This window comes from Paenirhizobium daejeonense, assembly GCF_014280875.1.
Classification (GTDB): Bacteria; Pseudomonadota; Alphaproteobacteria; order Rhizobiales; family Rhizobiaceae; genus Allorhizobium; species Allorhizobium daejeonense.
In genome coordinates this window covers 440,380-463,317 of record NZ_JACLAL010000002.1, presented here as the reverse complement: position 1 = coordinate 463,317, position 22,938 = coordinate 440,380, and the positions used below count along the sequence as shown (strand labels likewise).

Genomic DNA, 22,938 nt, shown 5'->3' with positions numbered 1-22,938 from the left:
CGCACACGCGGGGATGAACCGCAACAGCGCCGCCTTGCAGGGCGGCGCGTCTAGTGTTCCCCACACGTGCGGAGTGCCCGCGGCATGGGGATTGTGTCATTCCCGAAATTGTCTTATTTATACTTCAATAATAATAGGAATATCAAAACATGAACCAGAGCGAGGCCCTTGCCGTTTTTGCAGCTCTTTCCCAGGAGACGCGGCTGAGGATCGTGCGCACGCTCGTCGTTGCCGGACCCGTAGGGATGGCTGCAGGGGCGCTGGCGGAACAGGTTGAGGTTTCACCATCCAACATGTCCTTCCATCTGAAGGAACTGGAGCGGGCGGGTCTCGTTACGCAGCAACGCGATTCGCGCTCGATCATTTATCGCGCAAGTGGCGAGAGACTCGGCGATCTCCTTCGTTTCCTGATGGAGGATTGCTGCGGCGGCAGGGCAGAGATATGCGCCCCGGCGTTTGCCATGGCGCAATGCTGTGGGCCGGTAAAGGGCGGCGTGAAATGACCTTCGATCTTCCACGCCGCCTTGTCGCGGAAATCCTCGGTTCTGCAATCCTCGTCGCCACGGTTGTGGGCTCGGGCATCATGGCGGATCGATTGTCCGGGGATGCCGCCGTCTCGCTGCTAGGCAATACCATTCCTACCGGAGCCATTCTGATGGTTCTGATCTCGATATTCGGGCCGATTTCTGGGGCGCATTTCAATCCTGTGGTTACACTGGTGTTTGCCGCTCGGCGTGAAATGCAGGTGGCCACCTCCTTCGGTTACATTCTTGCCCAGATCGCCGGTGGTTTGGCAGGGACGGCGATCGCGCATGCGATGTTCGACCTGCCGATCCTGCAGGTTTCGGGTACGGCGCGAACGGGTGCCGGACAGTGGATCGCCGAGATGGTGGCGACCTTCGGTCTGGTTTTGACCATTCTGTGCGGTTTGCGCTTTCGAAGAGATACCATTCCATGGCTGGTCGGTCTCTATATAACGGCCGCATACTGGTTCACCGCTTCGACATCCTTTGCAAATCCGGCAGTGGCGATAGCAAGAAGCCTGACCGATACCTTCTCTGGTATCCGGGCGGTGGACCTGCCGGGTTTCATTGCCGCGGAGATTGCCGGCGCGCTTCTGGCGGCCGTATTCGCCGGATGGCTTCTGTCCGGTCGAGACAATGGAATTTCATCAGCCGCGGCCGAAGGAGCCGAATAAACATGGACGTCACCATCTATCACAACCCCGCCTGCGGCACGTCCCGCAATGCGCTGGCGATGATCCGCAATGCCGGGATCGAGCCGAAGGTGGTCGAATATCTGAAGACCCCGCCTTCACGGGAGGAATTGGTGAAGATGATTGCCGATGCGGGTTTGACCGTGCGTGAGGCGCTCCGCGAAAAGGGCACGCCCTATGCCGAACTCGGCCTTGCCAATCCCGACCTGACCGACGACCAGCTTGTCGATGCGATGCTTGAACATCCGATCCTGATCAATCGGCCCTTCGTGGTCTCGCCGCTGGGCGTGCGGCTTGCCCGTCCCTCCGAACGGGTACTCGATATCCTGCCGGAGACCCACAAGGGCGCCTTCGCCAAGGAGGACGGAGAGAAGGTGCTCGACGACAAGGGCAATCGCATCGCCTGACGATGGCCGTGGTGCCGGCAGCCTTCCCCGTTCCGCGCGACGGGGCCCGGCTGATCCATTGACAAGGTGGCGGTCTGCGTCTTGAAACCACACTTCCTGCCAACGCGGGAATGACCCGCAGGCGATCTAACGGTTGCGCGGCGCGGACGTGTGTTCCCTGCAAACGTGGGGATTATCAGGATAAGTCCAGCGCGTTCGCGCGCTGGCTCCCTGCCGCCGACGCCCCGGATGCGACAATTTAGTCGTGCAGCTCCCTTATCCCTTGGTTGAGGTGTCATTCATTTTTCCGTCTGCGGTTGTTAAGCTCCGAGTCGCGCAACCTTTCGGGTGCGGGGGAGGCCTGATGTCCGGCATTTCGGCATTCAATCTTGTAGCGGATCCGTTCTTTCCGGTGGTGACGCTCGGGGGCGGGAGGCGTTGGGCGACGCTTGCCGGCCTCCGGCAGGAGGAGGGCGATTATCCCGTCGCCTTCGACTGGCCGCGTCCCGATCTCAACGTCGCTGCTCTCGAATTTGCGATCGGCGTTCTGGCGCTGGTTTTCCAACCGGAGGACGGAACGGAGTGGGCGGATATCTGGAAGGGCAAGTCCGACATCGATCTCGACCGCCGGCTTGAGGCGCTTTCCTTCGCCTTCAATCTTGTCGGCGATGAAAAGGGTGCGGGTCCGCGCTTTTTGCAGGAATACGTGCCCATCGACGGGGACGCCAATCCTGTCGAGGCGCTGTTCATCGATACGCCGGGCGTCAACGGCCAGAAGAAGAACGCCGATTTGCTCACCCAGCGCCGGCGTTTTCCGGCGCTCGGGCTGAAGGCGGCGGCGATTGCGCTGCATGCGCTCCAGCAGTTTGCGCCTTCCGGCGGGGCCGGCAACCGAACGTCGCTGCGCGGCGGCGGGCCGATGACGACGCTGGTCTGGCCCGAGCGTGGGGATGGCGGCGCGCCGGCGCCGCTCTGGCGGGTGCTTCTGGCCAATCTGCCGACATCCGGTCGCGCGCCCTTTCTGCCAGATGCGGAACTTGCCCGCGCCTTGCCCTGGCTTGCGCCGACCTTCACCTCCGACGGCAAGACGCCGGTCGAGCTTTCCGAAGCGGACCCGCGTGTACATCCGCTCCAGGCGTTCTTCGGCATGCCCCGGCGTATCCGGTTGGTTATGGACGGGGAGGGGCGCTGCCCTGTCACCGGCGAGGAGGGACCGCTTGTGACCGGTTTCATCCAGAAACCGTGGGGCACGAATTATGGCGTGTGGCGGCACCCGCTGACGCCTTATCGGCAGACGAAGGAGGCCGATCCTCCCTTTTCGGTGAAGCCGAAATCCACCCGGTTCAGTTATCGGGACTGGGTGGGCGCGGCCATCCGCTATAAGGAGAAAGGTTTCACCTCGATGCCGGCCCTGCCGGTCGAATTGCTTGGCGATCGCGGGCGTTATTATCGGCAGGCGGGTTTCGATGCCTCGCGCCTTCTGGCCGCCGGCTGGGCGATGAATAATATGGAGGCGGGTGCCTATCTCCTGTCGGTGCAGCCGCTTCATCTGGCGGAAACGGAGGAGCGAACACAGGTAGTCGGCACGCTGGCGCGGATGTTCGCCGATGCAGGCGATGCGACCGCGAGCCTGCTGCGCTCCAACCTCAAGCTTGCGCTGTTCGGCGACGGGGCCAAGACCTCGACCGATAGCGGTGTGTTCGAAGAGGCGACGGACGCCTTTTTCGAGGAGACCGAGGACGCCTTTCACGACGCTCTCGATGATTTTCTCGAACATGATTTTCCCGTCGATCTGGCGTTTCGCAAACGATGGCTTTCCACCTTGCGGCGCACGGCGCTCGCTATTTTCGACCGGCATGCGACGGAGCTTCTGGCTGAAACTGCCGACGCCAAGCTGGCCGAGCGGATCACCATTGCCTATCGCCGCCTGCGGGGCGCCTTGTCCGAAGCGGGCAAGATTGCGACGGGGCTTTTGATCGAGCCGCCAGTGGATGCGCCCAAACCCAAGGGGCGAACCAAGAAAGGGACTGCTGCATGAGCGAGGAAACCCCTTCCGACATCCTCATCAAGGCGACGCTCTCGTGGTGGCGAGCGCTTTATCCGGCGGCGACTGGGTATCGCGGCGATGCCGGAGCGCGGGCCGAGCTTCGCCGCGCCGGCACAATCATGGAAGTGGTCATGCTTCCAGCTTTTCACGATCTACTGCATTCGGCGAAGAGAAAGGGCGTGGCGGTCGGAAGGCTGGGGGATGCGCGCATTCGTCGGCTTGCACTCGCCGTGGCGGTGATCTGCGAAAGGCGTGACGGCGATGCGGGACCGAAATCCTTCGCCCGAGTGCTGGGCAGCGCCGCCGAGGGCGAACGCCCGGCGCTTTCGCCGTTACGGTTCCAGTCGTTGATGGCTGCGCTTTCCCGCGGAGGTGACGGCGACGAGGAACTGTCCGCCCTTCGTCGCGCGCTGGCAGTGGTGAAGGACGTCGATTTCAACGTGGCCGGGCTGGTCCGCGACCTTATCGATTTTACCGAGGCGAGGCGCATCCGCTGGACCTTCGATTATTACGGAACAACGCGTGAACCGGCGGAGAGCGCCGGTGACGATGCCCATTCAGAGACCGAGGAGACCGTTTGATGAGCCGTTTTCTGCAATTGCACGTTCTGACAGAGTACCCGGTTTCGAACCCCAACCGGGACGATCTCGGGCGGCCGAAATCGGCGCTCATCGGCGGCGTGCCGCGTCAGCGGATCTCCAGCCAGGCGCTCAAGCGGGCGATCCGCATTCATCCCGCCTTCACCGAGGCGCTCGAGGGGCATCTCGGCTCCCGTACGCAGCGCATGGGCGAGCAGATCATCCGGCACCTGACAGGGCTGGGTGCTGAAGCGGACAAGGCGGTTACGATCGCCAGGGAGATCGTGCCGGTGTTCGGGGCGGTTGAAGACAAGAAGGAGGTGGACAAGGTGCGCACACGCCAACTCGCCTTCATCTCGCCGGAGGAAAGGCAGGCCGCCTTCGACCTTGCCGAAAAGGTGCTTTCCGGTGGGGACATCGCCAAGGACAAGAAGGAACTGGCCAAGCAGGTGATGCGAACGGCCGATGGCGCCATCGATATCGCCATGTTCGGCCGTATGCTGGCCGACAATCCGGATCTCAACCGCGATGCCGCTGTTCAGGTCGCCCATGCGGTCACAGTGAACCGGGTGCTGATTGAGGATGATTTCTACACCGCCGTCGACGATCTCAAGAAATCGAACGAGGATGCCGGCGCGGGCTTCGTCGGCGAGGCGGGTTTCGGTTCGGGCGTCTATTATCTCTATGTCTGCGTTAACCGTCCGCTGCTGGTGGAAAATCTCGGTGGCGACCGGGAGCTTGCGGCGCGCGGCCTTGATGCACTGGTCAGGGCCGTTTCCATGGCGGTGCCGGGCGGCAAGATCAATTCCTATGCCCATCATGCCCGCGCCAAATACATCCTTGCCGAAAAGGGCGACGGCCAGCCGATCAACCTGTTCGGGGCCTTCACGGTGCCGGTCAAGGGGCCGGATCTGATCGGGGAAGCCGTCGATAAACTGACGGCTGAAAGGAGCGCGTTCGAGAAGGCTTACGGGAAGAGTTCGTCGGGCGAGCGTATCCTGCATGTCGGCAGGAACGATGCATCGACGCTCGATGAAGTCGCGACCTTTGCCGCCGAGGGGGTGTGATCGCCATGGGGCAATGGCTCGTCATCTGCCTCAGGGCGCCGCTTGCGAGCTTTGGCGAGAACGCCGGCAATGCCGAGCGCGGCACCTCCGACATGCCGACGCGCTCGGCGCTGATCGGTCTTGCGGGCGCGGCACTCGGCATCGAGAGGACGGACGCGGCCGGACAGGCGCGTCTTGCGCATTCGCTGGTCACAGCGGCGGCGCTCTATCAGCGCGGCCACCCGCTTGCGGACTTCCACACCTATCAATCGCTTCACCAGAGCGCCAAGGGCGCGGCGACGCGGGCTGCGGCTCTTGAGCGGACGGATTATCTCGAAACGTCGATCTCCCGCAGGCATTACCGCGCGGGCGGTGTCTGGCAGGCGGCCTACAGGCTGTCGAATGCGGCGGATGATTTCTCGCTCGCCGGTCTCGCCTCGGCGTTCGACGCGCCGCGTTTCGTGCTCTATCTCGGTCGCAAGTCCTGCCCGCCATCGCATCCGCTTGCGCCCCGGTTGATCGAAGGCGAGACGGTGGTGGACGCGTTTCGCGCCCATTTCGATATTGTTTCGGCAACCTTCGGAGAGGCTCTTTCGCTTAAGGCCGTCAGTGTCGAGGTTCGAAGAGATGGTCCAGCTTCGAACCGGCCCCGGGCGCATCTTAGACAGGACGATCCGCGGGACCGCTCGAAGCGTTGGACATTCGGGCAGCGGCAGGAATGGCGATTCGCGATTGGCCCGGATGCTGGCAGGGGAGGTGACGAATGAGCGAAGCCGCACTCTGGTTTACGCGGGTCACCCTTAGGCGTGACGCCCCGGATATCGCGCCGTTGATCGGCCGGCTCTTTCCCGACGACGAAAGCGAGCTACTGAATGCCACCCATCAGCTGCTCTGGACGCTGATGCCGGAGAGCATGCAGAAGGAAGGCAAGCCCGAAAGGCCCGACAAGGCGGAGAAGGACAAGACAGCCTTCCTCTGGCGCAAGGCCGATCGTGACAACAGCTGGTACATGCTGGGACCCGGCCCCCGTGAGGATTCCTCGTTCCTTTCGGTTGAGACCAAGCCTTACGAGCTTTCGCCCGAGGTTGGCGATATGCTGGCGTTCGATCTGACCGTCAACGCGACGGTTAACCGGATGGTGGACCCTTCAAAGGGACGGAATGGCCGGCAGCGATGCGATGTCGTGATGGATGCGCTGAAGGCGCATGAACGCGTAGTTGGCCACACACGAGACAGGGCGGAACAGCGGATGCTGGTCGCGAAACCTGCCCTGTCGGGATGGTTGAAGGCACAGGGCGAGCGCAATGGTTTTTCACCTATCGCCACCGATGTCGTGTCCTACCGGACGGTTGCGCTGGAGCGGCAAGGCGCTGGACGTGGTCGCAAGGGGCACGCAGGTGTATCGACTTTCGGTATTTCCCATTTGAGGGGGCTGCTGACTGTGACCGATCCGGCCGCCTTCGTTACGGGTGTGGAACGGGGCTTCGGTCGGGCCAAGGCGTTCGGCTGCGGGCTGATGCTACTCAGACGGGTGGAGTAGTCATGGCCGGGCAGACGCCTCCAGCATCCTTCATGCCGGGAGCGCCCCCGCCGCGACCCATTCCGCTCAAGGATCGTTCCACCATCGTTTTCGTGGAGAAGGGGCAGCTCGACGTCATCGACGGGGCCTTTGTGCTGGTCGATGCGAATGGCGTGCGGACCGTCATTCCCGTTGGCGGGCTGGCGGCGATCATGCTGGAGCCGGGCACGCGCGCCAGCCATTCCGCCGTCTCGCTTGCGGCAAGGGCGGGCACTTTGCTGATCTGGACCGGAGAAGCGGGTGTGCGGCTTTACGCCACCGGCCAACCGGGAGGCGCGCAGTCCGACCGGTTGCTCTGGCAATGCCGGCTGGCGCTCGATCCCGATGCGCGGTTGAAGATCGTGCGCCGGATGTTCCAGATGCGCTTCGGGGAGACAGCGCCCGAGAGGCGCTCGGTCGATCAGTTGCGTGGCATCGAGGGTGTGCGGGTCCGCACCATTTACCAGGGACTGGCGCGGCAGTTCGGCGTGACGTGGAAGCGGCGCGACTACGATCCCGGCAATTTCGACATTTCCGACGTGCCGAACCGCTGCCTTTCGGCGGCAACCTCATGCCTTTACGGGATCACAGAGGCTGCGGTTCTGGCCGCGGGATATGCGCCTGCAGTCGGTTTCCTGCATGCGGGCAAGCCGCTTTCCTTCGTTTACGATATCGCCGATCTCTTCAAATTCGAAACGGTGGTGCCTGAGGCTTTCCGCATTGCCGGGCTTCATGCCAAGGGCAAGCTCGACAAGCCCGTCGATATGGCGGTACGGCATGCCTGCCGCGATGCCTTCAGGCGCACCAATATCCTCTCCCGGCTGATTCCGTCGATCGAAGAGGTGCTCCTTGCCGGAGAACTGGAGCGGCCGGAGGCGCCGGAGGATGCCGTTGGCCCCGCCTTCGAGGACCCTGCTCCCTCCGGAGACGAGGGGCAGCGCGGATGATGGTCGTCGTCACCAACAATGCTCCACCGCGCCTGCGCGGCCGGCTCGCCGTCTGGCTGCTGGAGGTCAGGGCCGGCGTCTATATCGGGGTCTATTCTGCCCGGACAAGGGAAATGATCCGCGGGCAGGTGGAGAGCCTGATCGAAGACGGCGACGTCGTGATCGCCTGGGCGGCTCCGACCGATGCCGGGTTCGACTTCGAGACCTTCGGCCGCAACCGCCGCGAACCGGTCGATTTCGACGGCCTGAAACTCGTCGCCTTCAAGCCTCTGGAAAATTGATCGAGCGACGTTTCATTCATTGTCCGGCGCATTTTTCAGTCGTTCCGAAGGCCGGAAAAATCAGCTGGTTTTCGTTGAAAAAATCGGTAGGATTTGCGGAGGTGGAATTTTCCTTATATTTCATCGGCTTCTGGGAAGAGTGTTCCCCACACGCGTGGGGATGAACCGTCGGCAATCGCTGCCTCGTTCTCCGTCTCCAAGTGTTCCCCACACGCGTGGGGATGAACCGCGACGTTCGCCGAGTTCATCGAGGATCACATCGTGTTCCCCACACGCGTGGGGATGAACCGCTTTTCGCAGACCGTTCTGGAGCCGAGCGTGGGTGTTCCCCACACGCGTGGGGAGGAGCGTTTGTCTTCCCGTCCCTCTTGGCCTATTCTGACGGTGGTGACGCGCGGAGCAGGAAGCACGCCCTTCAAGGCGATCGGGATCAGGCGATTCCGGCCCCCCCGGTGCGTTACAACCCATTCAGCAACCTTGCGGTTCTTCCCAGCTTGTTATCGTGCCGATAGCGGCTCTTGCTGCCAGTTTCCCATTCAAAGCTCGTGAATACGCACTCCGGGCACGACGTCGCGGGCGATGTCGCAGAGATGGCGGTGGTGGGTGAGGTAGATCACCTGACCAAGCCCGGCCATCTGGCCGAACAGTCGGAAGACTTCCTCGGAGCGGGGCTCGTCGAAGGTTTCCATGATATCGTCGGCGACGAAGGGGATGGTTGCGGTGGGGCGGACGGCTGCGAATTCCTCGTAACCGGCGAAACGTAGCGCCAGATAGAGCTGGTAGCGGGTGCCGGTCGACATGGCGTCGGAGAGTTTCGAAGCACCATCCTTGGCCACGCCGATCAGGATTTCGCGATCCTTTTCGGGCCGTGTGGCAAGGCCGGAATACTCGCCCTTCGTCACCAGCCGGAAGGCTTCCGATGCGCGCGCCATCATCGAAGAGCGATGCTTTTCACGGTAGAGGATCAGGGCCTTTTCGGCGGCGAGCGCGCCGGTCCTGAGCTTCAGGTGGCGAAGCGCGAGGTCTTCGATTTCCAGCAGCACGGTCGCGCGTTCCGCTTCGATGGCCGCCACGGCATCGTCGCCGCCGACGGCGTCCAGCCGGTCGCGGGCGCGGGTGAGTTCGGCAAACAGCACACGGGACCGTTCGCCAAGATTTTCGATGCGTTCGGTGAGTTCGGAGAATTCCCGTTCGATCCCGGTTTCATCGATGCTGGCGAGTTCTTCCTCGGCGGTCTGAAAATCGGGAGCCCGCAAGTCCCTCGCGATCTGTTCGCGGATTTCGTCGGCGCGGCGTTCCAGCCGGAGCCGTTCTGCGGCGTCCTCCATCCGGTGGCTGACATCGGCCAGCGTCTCGACGTCGAAAAAGCCGGTGAGTTCGGTTCTGCGGGCTTCGTGCAGGGCAAGCGCGTCGGCAAGGCGCTCGGCCTCGTGACGCAGTTCCTGCAATTCCCGCTCGCGGCTCGCCCTGAGATCGCGGGCATTGCGGGTTTCCGAAAGCCGGTGACCGAGATCTTCGGCCATTTCGAGCACGCGGCTGGCTTCGAAGGAAAGTCCTAGGCTGTCGTGAAGTTCGGCGATTTCGCTGACGAAGGCCTGCCGGTCGTTGTCCATCTGGGCGATACGATGCGCAAGCTGGTCGCGTTCGCGAAGGGCTGCGGGAAGCTCGGTGAGGGCATCAAGGATCGCCCGGACGGGAGCGATTTCCGTTTCTTCGGCGAACCATGTGCGAGCGAGGCTCTCCCGCCACCTTGCTGTCCAGGTTTCGGAGGCCTTGATGGCGTCGTCCATGTCCTGCCGGCGCTGTTTCAGCACGGCCTGCAGTTCGGTGAGCCGTCGTTCCATGCCGCCGCGTTCGACGGTGCCGGTGCGCGCTTCCGCGACGAGATCGCCGGCGATGTCGATGAGACGTCGCAGGTCGGCGTTCGGGTCCAGTTTCCGTTCGGTATCAGCCAGAGCTTCCGCCAGGACCGCGGTGAGCGCCTGTGTGTCGGCGGCCTGCTCGTCCCGCAGGGCGTCGCGGCGTACTGTCACTTCCTGCAGAGCCTCCGCGGTGAACAGGCATTCCCGGCGGCGTTCGAGCCATGTTTCGGCAATTGAAAGAAGGCGGTCGATCGACCCGTCTTCCGAGCGTGTCAGTTCTGCGGGAAGCGACGCCTTGAGGTCTTTCAGTAGCGCTTCGCGCTCGTCGATAGCGGTGCGGAAAAGCTCGTCTTCGCGTTCCAGCGAGGAGCGGATGAGCCGGTCCTGTTTCTGCAACTGGCGCAGTTCCGCCAGATCGCGGGAGCGTTCAAGGCGGGCTTCCGTCAGCGCATCGTCGCGCCGGAGCGTGGTCTCGAAATGATCGGCGGTCTCGGCGTTCAGGGCCGAGAGGTGGGCCTGCCATGCCTTTTCTCGCGCCTGACGCGCCGCAAGCGAGCTTTCGTCATCGATGGGCTGGCCCGTCTCGGTCAGGGCGGCGATCCTCGCGGCCACTTCACGTCGTTCGGTTTCGAGATCGCGACGCTGGTCGGCATGGCGGGTGATGCGTTTTTCGATCTCGCCGGAAGCAGCGCGCCACGCCTCGAGGCGGCGGCGGTCCGGAACCACGAGGCGGCGAAGTTCGTCGATGGCGCCCGACCATGGCGCGAGTGCTGCGGACTGTTCGCGGAACTCTCCGTCCAGCCGCCGGGCCTCCTTCTCCTCGGCGGCGAGGCGAAGATGCCGGTCGCCCTTTTCCAGCCGGTCGAGCAGGGTTTCGAGGCGGCGAAGAGCGCTCGGGCCGAGGCCGGCCTGTCGTTCGTCGCCCAATCGTCCTTCGACTTCCTCGACCGCGCGTACCGCATTTTCGTGTTCCCGTTCGGCCGTCTTGCGCGTGGCCTCGATGCCGGAACGCGTCTCGATCAGGTCACGCAATGTGCCGGTGAGGGCGGCGGGAAGGAGCAGGGCGGAGGGCTCGTCGTGACCGGCCTGACCCAGCGTCTTCAGGATGGTGGCGACCAGCGCATTCTGTTCGCCAAGCGCAAGCCGCCGCCTGGGCAGGTCGTTTTCCGCGCCGCGGAAGCGTGCCTTGAGGTCATCGAGGCCGGCGATGCGACCTGCGAGGGGCAGCAGGGTCTCGTCGACGACAATCTCATTCACCTCGTCCTCGAGCTTCAACAGGGCGGTGCGGCTTCCGGCGATCTGGGTCTGCAATCGGGTTTCGTCGCGCATCAGGTCGGCGAGCATCGCCATCCATTCCTGCGGCGGGCGGGGCAGGCCGGCAAAGCGTTCGAGCCCTGCGTTGAGGCGGGCGAGATCGGCGGCAAGCGGCAGCGCCCGTTTCAGCGCCGCCAGTTCGTCGTGGCGTGTGCGGGCGGCGGAGAGCTCGGCCAACGCTTCGTCATAGGCCTTTTCCGCCTGGGTGCGGCTTGCGACGAGACTTGCGAAGGCGGAGGCGAAGGTGTCGATTTCCTCGCGCTTCTCCTTGAGTTCGGCAAGCCTGCGCTTCAATTCGGCAATGCGGGTGTTGCGGGCCCGCTTCTTGTGGATCTGCTGGGCTTCCTCGGCAATTGTTGCAAGCGTGCGGCTGGCATCGGCAAGGCCGGCGCTGGCCGAAAACAGCAGTTCACCAAGGTCGCCCTTGCTCTCGACGATGGCAGCACCGCCATCGCGCAGCGACCGGTCGTCGAGCGAAAACATGGTGCGGTAGGATTCGCGGCTGAGGCCGCCGAGCGCTGACGAGAGCAGGGCTTCGTTGATGCCCTGGCCACGGCTGTCGATCAGCGCATTGTTGCGTTGCTTCAGCCGCACGAGATCATGCGGCTTGCCGTCGATCTCAAGCTCCGCGCCGACCTGCATGAGATTGTAGGCGTGAAGGAAGTTGTAGGGGCTGCGTTCGGGAATGCCGAACAGCAGGTCGAGATAGGCGCTGAAGGCCGTCGATTTTCCGGCCTCGTTGAGGCCGTAGACGATGTGGAAGTCCGGTCCGTTTTCGGGAGCCGCGCCGAAATCGAGCGAAAAGTCGGTGAACTTGCCGTAGCGGGTGAGGTCGAGACGCCGGAGCCGCATCATTCGTCTCCTTCGCCGCTGTTTTTCAGGCGGGCGATCACGTCTTCGCCACCCTCGCGGATCAGGGTGTCGATAAAGCCTTCCAGCGCTTCCTCGCTGTGGCCGGAAAAGCCGCGGCTTTCCGCCGGCAGGTCGTCGAGCAGTTCCTTGACAATTTCGCGGACCTCCTCGCGGAAGCCGTGGCCGGCCATCACGTCACTGCGCATCAGGTCTCCCAGTTCGACCACGGGATCGGCGGCGGCAGATGTTCTGATTGTTGGCGGGGCGACGCCAAGCTCGATCTTGTCGATCCAGGTCTTGCCGATGCGGTCGGCACGCTGTTCGGCTTCCGCTAGCAGGAGGTCGAGGTCGCGGCGGATCGCCCAGGAGAGTTCGGTCGCGCCGGTGAAATTGAGGCGGGCAATGAGGTGTTCCGAGCGAGTGTCGCCGCGTTTGATTTCCAGCGCGTCGCCCAGCCGGTTGACGAGTTCGCGCCAGTCGGTGACGCCGGTCACATCGACGCCGATCCTTTCGAATTGGGCGATGCCCGTCAGGCGCTCCTCGACGGTGACGCTACGGTCATCCGCGATGGTGACCAGCGAGACGGATTTTTCACCGCCTTCGTTAATGTCGCGCCCTTGCGGTATGCCCGGCATGACGATGGTGCGCGGCCCCTGATACACGGCGCGCTGGTGAATATGGCCGAGCGCCCAGTAGTCGAAACCGGAGGCCTGCAGGTCGGCCACAGTGCAGGGGGCATACGGATCGTGGCCGATGGCGCCGGCAAGGCTGGTATGCATCAACCCGATATTGGCAGCGCCGACGAGTGGGGGTCGATATTTAGGTAATAAGCTATCTGGCGCATGGGGTTTGGCGAAGCTCATGCCGTGGATCGCGACCGACAGGCCGCCGGCCTCGATCTCGACCATTTCAGCGAACGCGCCAAAAACCTTGAGCGAAGGCGGCAGGACGAGCTGCTGGGTGATCTTTGAGAGTGCATCGTGATTGCCGCGGATCTTGAAGACGCGGATGCCCGCCTCGTGCAGCCGTTCCATCTGCGAGGCGAGGAAGCGGGCCGTCTTCATCGAGGTCTGGTCGCCGTCATAGAGGTCGCCGGCAATCAGCAGGGCATCGACCTTTTCCTCAAGGCAGAGATCGACGATCCGCACCAACGCCTTGCGGGTGGCGTCGCCGATCAGGTCGGCGAGATCGCGGTTTCGCAGGGACAGCGACTTGAGCGGGGAGTCGAGATGTATGTCGGCGGTGTGGACGAACCTGAAGGGCATGGCGCTGTTCTAGCCGCGATGGAACGCGCCAGCAATCGCCGGCTTGTGCGGCACTGCGGAAAAACTGCGACAGCGGGAAAAAGCCGTGGCATAAGGACGCCCGAAATGCCCAGACGCCAGACGATCCAGCCAGCAGGTCCGCCCTTCCATGATCCGCATCGAGAATATCAGCAAGCAGAACAGCCACCGCCTTCTTTTCATCGAGGCGAGCGCCGCGCTCAACAAGGGCGAGAAGATCGGTCTGGTTGGGCCGAACGGCGCTGGCAAGACTACGCTTTTCCGCATGATTACCGGATCGGAGATCCCGGACGAGGGTCAGGTATCCGTCGATAAGGGAGTCTCCATCGGCTACTTCAACCAGGATGTCGGCGAAATGTCCGGCCACAGCGCCGTCGCCGAGGTGATGAATGGCGCGGGGCCGGTCAGCGAAGTAGCGGCGGAGCTTCGCGAACTCGAGGCTGCCATGGTCGATCCCGACCGGATGGACGAGATGGACAGCATCATCGAGCGCTACGGCGAGGTGCAGGCGCGTTACGAAGAACTGGATGGTTACGCGCTGGAAGGCCGCGCCCGCGAGGTTCTCTCCGGGCTTTCCTTCAGCCAGTCGATGATGGACGGCGATGTCGGCGCGCTCTCCGGCGGCTGGAAGATGCGCGTGGCGCTGGCGCGCATTCTCTTGATGCGGCCCGACGTGATGCTGCTCGACGAACCGTCGAACCACCTTGATATCGAAAGCCTGATCTGGCTCGAGGAGTTCCTGAAAACGTATGACGGCGCCTTGCTGATGACCTCGCACGACCGCGAGTTCATGAACCGCATCGTCACCAAGATCATCGAGATCGATGGCGGTTCGCTCAACAGCTATTCCGGCGACTACGAATTCTACGAGGGCCAGCGCGCCCAGAACGAAAAGCAGCAGCAGGCGCAGTTCGAGCGTCAGCAGGCGATGCTCGCCAAGGAAATCAAGTTCATCGAACGCTTCAAGGCGCGCGCCAGCCATGCCGCGCAGGTGCAGAGCCGGGTAAAGAAGCTCGACAAGATCGAGCGCGTCGAGCCTCCGCGCCGCCGCCAGACGGTGGCGTTCGAATTCCAGCCGGCCCCGCGTTCCGGTGAGGATGTCGTCAACCTCAAGAATGTCCACAAGCGCTATGGCGACCGGGTCATCTATGAGGGGTTGGATTTCATGATCCGCCGCAAGGAGCGCTGGTGCATCATGGGCATCAACGGCGCCGGCAAGTCGACGCTCCTGAAGCTGGTCGCTGGCGATTCCTCGCCGGATGAGGGCACGGTGACGCTCGGCGCCAGCGTCAAGATGGGATACTTCGCCCAGCACGCGATGGATATCCTCGATGGCGACATGACAATCTTCGAAACGCTGGAGCACAATTTCCCCAAGGCGGGGCAGGGTTCGCTGCGCGCGCTTGCCGGCTGCTTCGGCTTTTCCGGCGACGATATCGAAAAGCGCTGCCGCGTGCTCTCGGGCGGCGAGAAGGCGCGGCTGGTGATGGCGATCATGCTGTTCGATCCGCCGAACCTGCTGGTTCTCGACGAGCCGACCAACCACCTCGATCTCGACACCAAGGAAATGCTGATCAAGGCGCTTGCCGACTACGAGGGCACCATGCTCTTCGTCAGCCACGACCGGCATTTTCTCGGCGCGCTGTCGAACCGCGTTCTGGAACTCTCCAACGAGGGCGTTCACCGCTATGACGGCGGTTATACCGAATATGTCGCCCGCACCGGCCACGAGGCACCGGGCGTCGGAGGCTGAGTTTTCCGGGCCGTGACCGGGTGTCGTCATGGCCTGAAAATACCGCTTTTCCGGGCTCAAAAAATCGGTAGACTTTGGCGCGAAGGAATTCGTGAATGATTTCACTGGCTTCCAGGAAGGGTGTTCCCCGCATACGCGGGGATGAACCGGCGCATCTTCGCGTGCTTCACAGCGACGACGAGTGTTCCCCGCATACGCGGGGATGAACCGGCGTGGAGTCGACAGATGCGGGCCATGGGGATGTGTTCCCCGCATACGCGGGGATGAACCGGCTGATTTCGTCTTCTACGACCGAATTGCGAAGTGTTCCCCGCATACGCGGGGATGAACCGCGCCGGAGAAGCCGGAAGATCCGTTCGCAACCGTGTTCCCCGCATACGCGGGGATGAACCGGGCTGGGAGCGCCGAGTGAAAGAGGTGCGATCGTGTTCCCCGCATACGCGGGGATGAACCGTGCGCAGCGATGGCGGCCGCGCTCGCCCCAACGTGTTCCCCGCATACGCGGGGATGAACCGATGGCAACGGCCTGCCATGGTCCGCCCTTAAAGTGTTCCCCGCATACGCGGGGATGAACCGCGCACCTCGTAGACCTGACCGCTATACGGCTCGTGTTCCCCGCATACGCGGGGATGAACCGCCGCAGCGGCCAAAGAACCAAGGGCTGCCCATGTGTTTCCCGCATGCACGGGAAGTGTCGTATGCAAAATGGAGGATGATACCGGCAGGAGCGCCAGGACAGACACCGCTCCTGTAAAACCTTGGGGTGACAAACTAGCCGAAGGACCGGCAACGGTGGAATATCCATTTAAGGAAGAGACGTCGAGGTATGTTCCCCGCACATGCGGGAAGGCCCCCTTTCAACCGGGGTAGACGCAAAGCCTGCCTTTCCTGTTATGTCTTGCGACGGGAGATAACAGGAGGACTGCATTCATGAGGGTCAGGGCCGCCATTTTAAGGCAATCGCCGGTCAAGCCGCCGTTTTCGGTGTCGCGGCCGCTTTCCATCGAGACGGTGGAGCTTGCGGGACCGGGGCCGGAGGAACTGCTGGTGCGGATCGGGGCGGCAGGGCTCTGCCACTCCGATCTTTCGGTCATCAACGGCGACCGGCCGCGGCCGACGCCGATGGTGCTCGGGCATGAGGCGGCGGGAACGGTGGAGGCGGTCGGAAGTGGGGTGCACGACATCCGGCCGGGCGACCGGGTGGTGACGACCTTCCTGCCATCCTGCGGGCATTGTCTGCCTTGCGCGGAAGGGCGTTCGGCGCTCTGCATTCCCGGCGCCGAGGCGAATGGCAAGGGGGAATTGCTCGGCGGCGGCTCGCGGCTTTCCTGCGAGGAGGTGCCGCTTTACCATCATCTCGGGGTTTCCGGCTTTGCGGAATATGCGGTCGTTTCTCGTTATTCGGCGGTCAAGGTCGAGGCGGAGCTACCGATGGCGGAAATGGCGCTGTTCGGCTGCGCGGTGCTCACCGGCGTCGGGGCGATCGTCAATACATGCAGGGTTCAGCCGGGCCAGAGCGTGGCCGTCGTCGGTCTGGGCGGTGTCGGGCTTGCCGCCGTTCTCGGGGCGGTGGCCTCGGGCGCAGCACGCATCGTCGCCATCGATCTGGCGCAGGAAAAGCTCGACAAGGCGCGCGAGCTCGGGGCGACCGATACCTTCCTTGCCGGCGATCCCGACATCGTGGAGAAGATCCGCGAGGCGACCCGCGGTGGTGTCGATCACGCGGTGGAGATGGCCGGCTCGGCTCGGGCATTCGATACCGCTTACAAGATCACGCGGCGGGGAGGGACGACGGCCAGCGCCGGGCTTGCGCCGCCTTCCGCCCAGTTTTCCATTCCCGCGGTCGGTCTGGTTGCGGATGAGCGGGTGGTGCGCGGCAGTTACATGGGAAGCTGCGTGCCGGTGCGGGATATTCCCCGCTTCATTGCGCTCTATCAGGCCGGGAAACTTCCGGTGAACCGGCTCCTGTCATCGACCGGTCCGCTTGAGGGCATCAACGAGGCCTTCGACCTGCTGCACGAGGCCAAGGTGATCCGGCACGTCATCACCTTCTAGGCGGGAGCGGCCGAGTTGGAGCTTTCGCCGGCTTTGACAATGGTCAAAGCCTGTGCCTTGCTGTTCGGATAGCCTTTCCCTGTTCAATCATGGTGGGAAATGAGCGAAGCGCTTTTCGAGGTCAAGGACGTTACCAAGTCCTATCGCACCGGCGATGTCGAGGTGCAGGCTTTGCGCGGCGTCGACCTGACGCTGGAGCGCGGCGAGATGGCGGTGATGCTCGGGCCTTCCGGCAGCGGCAAGTCGACGCTGCTCAATATCATGGGAGGGCTCGACCGGGCGACCTCCGGGCGGGTGCGCTTCGCCGACCACGAACTCACCGAGCACACGGAAAGGCAGCTGACGCGATACCGGCGCGATCATGTCGGCTTTGTCTTCCAGTTCTACAATCTCATTCCCAGTCTCACGGCCTATGAAAACGTGGCGCTGGTGACGGAGATCGCCCGCAATCCCATGGATGCGGGAGAGGCCCTTGCGATGGTCGGTCTCAAGGAGCGCATGGATCATTTCCCGGCGCAGCTTTCGGGTGGCGAGCAGCAGCGCGTGGCGATCGCCCGCGCCATCGTCAAGCGACCGGAGGTGCTGTTCTGCGACGAGCCGACAGGTGCGCTCGATTCCAAGACCGGCATTCTGGTGCTGGAGGTTCTCTGCCGTGTCAACGCGGAATTCGACACGACGATGGCGATCATCACCCACAATGCCGCCATTCGCCAGATCGCGCACCGCGTCTTCTCCTTCCGCGACGGGCGGATCGAGGAGGCGGTGACGAACGCAGTCCGGCTGCAACCATCCTCGGTGAGTTGGTAGCCATGTCCATGCTCAACCGGAAGCTCTATCGCGATGTCATCCGGCTGTGGGCGCAGGTGATGGCGGTCGCGTTGGTGATGGCCTGCGGGGTGACAACCATCATCATCGCAGTGGGTTCCTATCGCTCGCTAGAAGAGACACGGCGCGTCTTTTATGACCGTTATCGCTTCGCCAACCTTTTCGTGGAAGCGAACCGCGCGCCCTTGCACCTGCGGGACCAGATCCTTGCAATTAACGGCGTCGGCAGCGCCGAACTCAGGATCGTCGAATACGTGCTCCTTGACATGGAGGGTATGGCGGAGCCAGCGACCGGGGTCGCGGTATCCCTGCCGGAACACGGCCAGCCGGCGGTTAACCGGCTTTATATCCGCAGCGGCCGGTTGCCGGAACCCGGACGGCCGCAGGAGGTGGCGGTGCTGGAAAGCTTCGCCAAGGCGCATCGCCTGACGGAAGGAAGCCGCTTTTCCGCAATCATGAACGGCCGCAAGCAGGAACTGACGGTAACGGGCATCGTGCTGTCGCCGGAATACATCTATACGATCGGGCCGGGCGACATGGTGCCCGATCCGCGCCGCTTCGGCGTGTTTTACATGTCGCGCGATGCGCTCGAGGGCATCTTCGACATGGACGATGCCTTCAACAATGCGGCGCTGACGACGCTGCGCGGCGCTAACCTCGAAGACGTGCGGGCAAAGCTAGACGACTTGCTAGACCGATACGGCGGGCGTGGAGCCTTTCCGCGCAAGGATCAGATCTCCCATACCTTCATCGAGAACGAACTCGACCAGCTTCGGGCGATGGCGGCGATCATCCCGCCGATCTTTCTGTTCGTCTCGGCCTTCCTCGTCAACATGATCCTGACGCGGCTGATCGCTCTGGAGCGGGAACAGATCGGGCTCTTGAAAGCGCTCGGCTACCGCGAGACCGAGGTCGCCTGGCACTATCTAAAGCTTACCATCGTGATTGCGCTGATCGGCGTGACGATCGGCTTTGCCGCCGGCAACTGGACGGGACGCGGATTGACCCAGCTCTATGCCCGCTTCTTTTCCTTTCCCTTCCTGATTTTCCGGGAGAGCCCCGACCTCTATCTCATCTCGGGCGGTGTTTGCATTGTAGCGGCTTTTGCCGGCGCCATCCGGGCGATCTGGTCGGTGATCACGCTGCCGGCCGCCGTTGCCATGCAGCCGCCTGCGCCGCTTCGGTTTCGTTCTCTGTTTTCAAGGCGTCCGCGCGGTGTGCCGCTCGTCTCTCAGCTGACGATCATGGCCTTTAGACAGATCGTCCGCACGCCTTTCAGGGCGTTTCTCACCTCGCTCGGCAGCGCTTTTTCCGTGGCCCTGCTGGTGGTCTCGATGTTTTCTTCCGATTCCGTTGAGTACATGGTCAACGAGATATTTTTCCGCATGGAACGGCAGGACGCCAGCCTGTTCTTCGATCACGACCGGTCAGTGGCTGCGCTCGACGCGGTTCGGCATCTGCCCGGCGTGATGCGGGCCGAGCCTTTCCGGGCGCTTGCCGTCAAGCTGCGCAATGGCTCGCGGGAGAAGGACCTGACGATTTTCGGCATCGGAGAGGATGCCGACCTCGGTCGGATCATGGATGCGAACATGCAGCCGATTTCGCCCCCGGCCCATGGCCTTCTTTTGATTGGGCGGGTGGCCGACATGCTGGGCGCGCGGGTTGGCGATCTAGTGGAAGTGGAACTGGTCGAGAAGGACCACCGGCGCATCCCGGTCCCTGTGACCGGCATCACACAGAGCCTTGTCGGCACGGACGCCTACATGCGCATCGACGCGCTCGACCGGCTGATCGGCGACGGGCGGCGGATCACCGGCGTGCGGGTGTCGCTCGACATGGCGCAGCAGGAGGCGCTCTATGCGGAACTCAAGCAGGCGCCGGCCATTGCCTTTGCCATGCTGATCGGACTGTCGCGCGACCGCTTCCGGGCGACGGTCGAGCAGAACATATCGACGATGCAGGTCGTCTATACGACGCTCGCCGTCATCGTCGCTTTCGGGCTGGTCTATAATTCGGCGCGGATCCAGCTTTCCGAGCGAGCGCGCGAGCTTGCAAGCCTGCGGGTGCTCGGCTTTACACCGGCGGAGGTATCCGGCGTGCTTCTGACCGAGCTTGCGGTGGTCGTTCTTGCCGCCCAGCCGCTCGGCTGGCTGCTCGGCTATCTCTTCTCCAAGCTCGTGGTGGAGGGGATCTCCAGCGATCTCTTCCGCATTCCCTTCGTCATCAATTCATCGACATTTGCAATCGCGAGCCTCGTGGTGCTCGGCGCATCGCTGGTGTCGGCGCTGATCGTGCGCCGGCGTATCGATGCGCTTGATCTCGTGGGCGTACTGAAAGCCAGGGAGTAAGGCTCCATGCAGGGGAAATGGATCAAGCGGTTCATCTGGACGCTGGTGGTTGCCGCGATCATCGCCGGTTTCGTCTATGCTTTGCGGGAAAAACCGCAGGCCGTCGACGCGGGCGCGGTTACGCGCGGCGCTATGAAGGTCAGCGTGTCGCAGGAGGGTGTCACGCGGGTCCGCGATGTCTACACCGTTTCGGCGCCGATCGCCGGGCATCTGGCGCGCACGGTGCTCGAGGAGGGCGACAAGGTGACGGCCGATGTCACGGTGGTGGCGGCCATCCACCCGCTCGATCCGCCGCTGATCGATCTCCGCAGCCAGGCCGAGCTTCTGGCCGCGCGGGAAGCTGCCCGCGCTGCCGTTTCCATGGCGGAGATCGAATACAAGCGGTTCCAATCCGATCTGCAATTCGCGCGCGACAATCTTGCCCGGGCGCTTCGGCTCGCCAAGACCGAATTTCTTGCGGAGAGCGCATTGCAGAAAGCGACGACCGAGGTCGAAGTGCTGGAGGCGCAGCTTGGCTCGGCCAAGGCGGCTATCGAGCTGCGCAAGGCGGAGCTTGCCAGCGCCGAGGCGCGCCTCATCCAACCACAGTCATCCGATGCGCCGCGCGAGCGTAATTGCTGTGTCTACGTCACGGCGCCGGTCAACGGGGTGGTGCTTGGCGTCATGGCCAAGAGCGAGCAGCCGGTTGCGGCAGGCACCAAGATCGCCGAGATCGGCGATCCCGGCAATCTTGAGATCGTCGTCGATCTCCTATCGTCGGATGCGGTGCGGGTCGCTCCCGGCGCCCAAGCGGAGATCATCGACTGGGGCGGCGAACATGCGCTTGCCGCCAGGGTGCGGCGGATCGAGCCGGCAGGCTTCACCAAGGTTTCCGCGCTCGGTATTGAGGAGCAGAGGGTCAATCTGATCCTGGACCTGGAGGACAAGGACCCGCGCCTCGGGCATGGATTTCGCATCTACGCCCGCCTGACGCTGTGGCAGGGCGAAGACGTGTTGCAGGTGCCGATCAGCGCTCTGTTCCGCAATGGGAGGGAGTGGGCGGTCTTTGCCATTCGCGACGGGCGCGCGCGCCAGATCAAGGTCGAGATCGGCCACATGAACGATGAGACCGCCGAACTCGCGGCTGGTCTGGAGCAGGGCGACACCGTCATCCTGCATCCCAGCGATACGATCAGCGAGGGCGCGCTGGTCGAAGCGCGCGTGGAGTAAGGGCGGCGTCAGATCGCGCCGCCGGTTTCACTGATGACCTTGGTCAGGCTGCCCGTTGCCGGGAAGAGCGGGATGAGGCAGGCCTGCAGGGCATGGTAGATGTCGCCTTTTCCGGGAAAGAGGGTATTCGCCGGGCGGAGGTCTTCCGTCAGTTCCTCGTGCCAGCCGCCGAAGGCGGGGTCGAGGCTGTGATTGGCGATGAAGCTCCAGATCTTGCGGTAGCTTTCCTCGTGGAACTCGCTCGGGCTGTGCTGATTAAGGAAGTGGGCGGCACCCGCACCTTCGCATAGAGGCCACCACAGCTTGAAGCGCTTATCGGGCACGTTTTCCCAGTCGAGCGTATAGAAGAAGCCGCCCTTCTCCTTGTCCCAACCGAGCGACATGGCCTGGAAGAACAGGCCGCGCGCGGCATCCGGCATCCAGTCGTGGCGCTTGCCGCCGAGTATCCAGAGCTGGAGGATCAGGCGCGCCCATTCCAGCCAATGGCCCGGCGTGGTGCCGGACGGGCGGAACATCTCGTTTTCGTGGTAATAGATCCGGTCGAGCGTCCAGACCTCGTCGAAATGTTCCGGCACGCGGTAACCCTGTTCGGCGGCGCGACGGCGGATGATGAGATCGGCGATGCTCTCTGCCTTGGCGAGGTAGCTGTTGTCGCCGGTCGCTTCGAAGGCCGCCATCAGGGCTTCCGTGAGGTGCATGTTGGAGTTCTGGCCGCGGTAGCCGGGAACCGGTTGCCAATCGCGGGAAAACTCCTCGGCGATTGCGCCAAAGCGCTCCTCCCAGAAGCGGGTTTCGAGAACCTCGGTGATGTCGGCAAGCATGGCGTCGGCCAGCGGATGGCCTGCCGTTTTTGCGGAGGCGGCGGCGAGCAGCACGAAGGCGTGGCCATAACCCTGCTTGCCAGCATCGGCGACGCCATTGTCATCCACCTGCCAGAAATAGCCGCCATGCTCGGCGTCGCGATGGCGCTCCCAGAGGAATTTCATGCCGTGATCGACCACGTCGGCGGCACCCGGCCGGCCGAGCAGGTCACCGATTGCATAACAGTGAACCATGCGCGCGGCCATGTGGATGCTGCGGACGGTATTGTCGGTGTTGAGCGGTTTGCCGTCACGAGTGAGGTCGAAGAAGCCGCCCTTCGGGTTGATGGCTGCCCGCTGGAAGAAGGAAAAGAGGCCGTCAGCCTGATCGAGCAGCCATTTGCGATGATAGGGGCGGTCGCTCCAGTTCGCGGCAATGGCTGTGTGGGCGGTTGTTTCCAGCATACGATCCTCCCGAATTCTAATCGTTTGAAACCTCTTATAGCGAAACCGGTGGATTGTCACCGCGCAACCGGGGTCGCGGTTGCGGCATTCTCCTGTTTTGCATGTCGCAATTG

The 22,938-nt window shown here is 63.2% G+C and carries 18 protein-coding genes and 2 CRISPR repeat arrays (1 of these 20 only partly in view); of the genes, 15 read left to right on the top strand and 3 right to left on the bottom strand.

The window, feature by feature from the left end; all coding sequences use genetic code 11:
- Positions 1-21: direct repeats of the CRISPR family, unit length 29 nt (it extends 375 nt beyond the left edge of the window).
- Positions 22-149: 128 nt separating this feature from the next.
- The 10 genes from H4I99_RS05750 to cas2e all read left to right on the top strand — a co-directional run bounded on the left by H4I99_RS05750 (position 150) and on the right by cas2e (position 8,059).
- A complete protein-coding gene (locus tag H4I99_RS05750) occupies positions 150-503 on the top strand; it encodes an ArsR/SmtB family transcription factor (RefSeq protein ID WP_163899976.1) in 354 nt (117 codons plus the stop codon).
- The gene (locus H4I99_RS05745; RefSeq protein ID WP_163899974.1) at positions 500-1,198 is read left to right on the top strand and encodes an aquaporin; all 699 of its coding nucleotides are present in this window, start codon (positions 500-502) and stop codon (positions 1,196-1,198) included. The genes H4I99_RS05750 and H4I99_RS05745 overlap by 4 nt, the downstream gene beginning before the upstream one ends.
- Positions 1,199-1,200: 2 nt before the next feature.
- Positions 1,201-1,623, top strand: a complete 423-nt coding sequence (gene arsC, locus H4I99_RS05740; protein ID WP_163899972.1) for an arsenate reductase (glutaredoxin) — start codon at positions 1,201-1,203, stop codon at positions 1,621-1,623.
- Positions 1,624-1,966: 343 nt separating this feature from the next.
- Positions 1,967-3,640, top strand: a complete 1,674-nt coding sequence (casA, locus tag H4I99_RS05735) for a type I-E CRISPR-associated protein Cse1/CasA (RefSeq protein ID WP_163899970.1) — start codon at positions 1,967-1,969, stop codon at positions 3,638-3,640.
- A complete protein-coding gene (gene casB / locus H4I99_RS05730; RefSeq protein WP_163899968.1) occupies positions 3,637-4,230 on the top strand; it encodes a type I-E CRISPR-associated protein Cse2/CasB in 594 nt (197 codons plus the stop codon). The genes casA and casB overlap by 4 nt, the downstream gene beginning before the upstream one ends.
- Positions 4,230-5,294 carry a type I-E CRISPR-associated protein Cas7/Cse4/CasC gene (cas7e, locus tag H4I99_RS05725; RefSeq protein ID WP_163899966.1) on the top strand — a complete coding sequence of 355 codons (1,065 nt, stop codon included), beginning with the start codon at positions 4,230-4,232 and terminating at the stop codon, positions 5,292-5,294. Before casB ends, cas7e begins: the two co-directional genes overlap by 1 nt.
- A 5-nt stretch (positions 5,295-5,299) precedes the next feature.
- Positions 5,300-6,040 (top strand): type I-E CRISPR-associated protein Cas5/CasD, encoded by a 741-nt coding sequence (cas5e, locus tag H4I99_RS05720; RefSeq protein WP_163899946.1) that lies wholly within the window; start codon positions 5,300-5,302, stop codon positions 6,038-6,040.
- On the top strand, positions 6,037-6,813 hold the full coding sequence (gene cas6e / locus H4I99_RS05715; RefSeq protein WP_163899944.1) for a type I-E CRISPR-associated protein Cas6/Cse3/CasE: 777 nt from the start codon (positions 6,037-6,039) through the stop codon (positions 6,811-6,813). Before cas5e ends, cas6e begins: the two co-directional genes overlap by 4 nt.
- A 2-nt stretch (positions 6,814-6,815) precedes the next feature.
- The gene (cas1e, locus tag H4I99_RS05710) at positions 6,816-7,778 is read left to right on the top strand and encodes a type I-E CRISPR-associated endonuclease Cas1e (protein ID WP_186663237.1); all 963 of its coding nucleotides are present in this window, start codon (positions 6,816-6,818) and stop codon (positions 7,776-7,778) included.
- Positions 7,775-8,059 carry a type I-E CRISPR-associated endoribonuclease Cas2e gene (gene cas2e / locus H4I99_RS05705; RefSeq protein ID WP_163899942.1) on the top strand — a complete coding sequence of 95 codons (285 nt, stop codon included), beginning with the start codon at positions 7,775-7,777 and terminating at the stop codon, positions 8,057-8,059. Before cas1e ends, cas2e begins: the two co-directional genes overlap by 4 nt.
- Before the next feature lie 536 nt (positions 8,060-8,595).
- Here cas2e and H4I99_RS05700 read toward each other — a convergent pair.
- The gene (locus H4I99_RS05700; protein WP_163899940.1) at positions 8,596-12,090 is read right to left on the bottom strand and encodes an ATP-binding protein; all 3,495 of its coding nucleotides are present in this window, start codon (positions 12,088-12,090) and stop codon (positions 8,596-8,598) included.
- Positions 12,087-13,352 (bottom strand): metallophosphoesterase family protein, encoded by a 1,266-nt coding sequence (locus H4I99_RS05695; RefSeq protein WP_163899938.1) that lies wholly within the window; start codon positions 13,350-13,352, stop codon positions 12,087-12,089. Before H4I99_RS05695 ends, H4I99_RS05700 begins: the two co-directional genes overlap by 4 nt.
- A gap of 148 nt (positions 13,353-13,500) precedes the next feature.
- Here H4I99_RS05695 and H4I99_RS05690 point away from each other — a divergent pair, with 148 nt between their 5' ends.
- The 5 genes from H4I99_RS05690 (at position 13,501) to H4I99_RS05670 (ending at position 21,560) form a co-directional block, all read left to right on the top strand.
- Positions 13,501-15,123: an ABC-F family ATP-binding cassette domain-containing protein gene (locus H4I99_RS05690; protein ID WP_163899936.1), complete on the top strand. Its 1,623-nt coding sequence runs from the start codon at positions 13,501-13,503 to the stop codon at positions 15,121-15,123.
- Between the two features lie 120 nt (positions 15,124-15,243).
- A CRISPR array of direct repeats spans positions 15,244-15,760; the repeat unit is 29 nt; unit sequence GTGTTCCCCGCATACGCGGGGATGAACCG.
- 293 nt (positions 15,761-16,053) lie between these two features.
- Entirely contained in the window at positions 16,054-17,178 is a 1,125-nt protein-coding gene (locus H4I99_RS05685; protein ID WP_163899934.1) for a zinc-dependent alcohol dehydrogenase family protein, read from the top strand.
- Positions 17,179-17,277: 99 nt separating this feature from the next.
- The gene (locus tag H4I99_RS05680; RefSeq protein ID WP_163899932.1) at positions 17,278-17,985 is read left to right on the top strand and encodes an ABC transporter ATP-binding protein; all 708 of its coding nucleotides are present in this window, start codon (positions 17,278-17,280) and stop codon (positions 17,983-17,985) included.
- Positions 17,986-17,987: 2 nt separating this feature from the next.
- The gene (locus tag H4I99_RS05675) at positions 17,988-20,351 is read left to right on the top strand and encodes an ABC transporter permease (protein WP_186663235.1); all 2,364 of its coding nucleotides are present in this window, start codon (positions 17,988-17,990) and stop codon (positions 20,349-20,351) included.
- A gap of 6 nt (positions 20,352-20,357) precedes the next feature.
- On the top strand, positions 20,358-21,560 hold the full coding sequence (locus H4I99_RS05670; protein WP_163899928.1) for an efflux RND transporter periplasmic adaptor subunit: 1,203 nt from the start codon (positions 20,358-20,360) through the stop codon (positions 21,558-21,560).
- Between the two features lie 8 nt (positions 21,561-21,568).
- On the opposite strand, the gene H4I99_RS05665 is transcribed toward H4I99_RS05670, so the two are convergent.
- The gene (locus tag H4I99_RS05665; protein WP_163899926.1) at positions 21,569-22,825 is read right to left on the bottom strand and encodes an AGE family epimerase/isomerase; all 1,257 of its coding nucleotides are present in this window, start codon (positions 22,823-22,825) and stop codon (positions 21,569-21,571) included.
- Between the last annotated feature and the right edge of the window lie 113 nt (positions 22,826-22,938).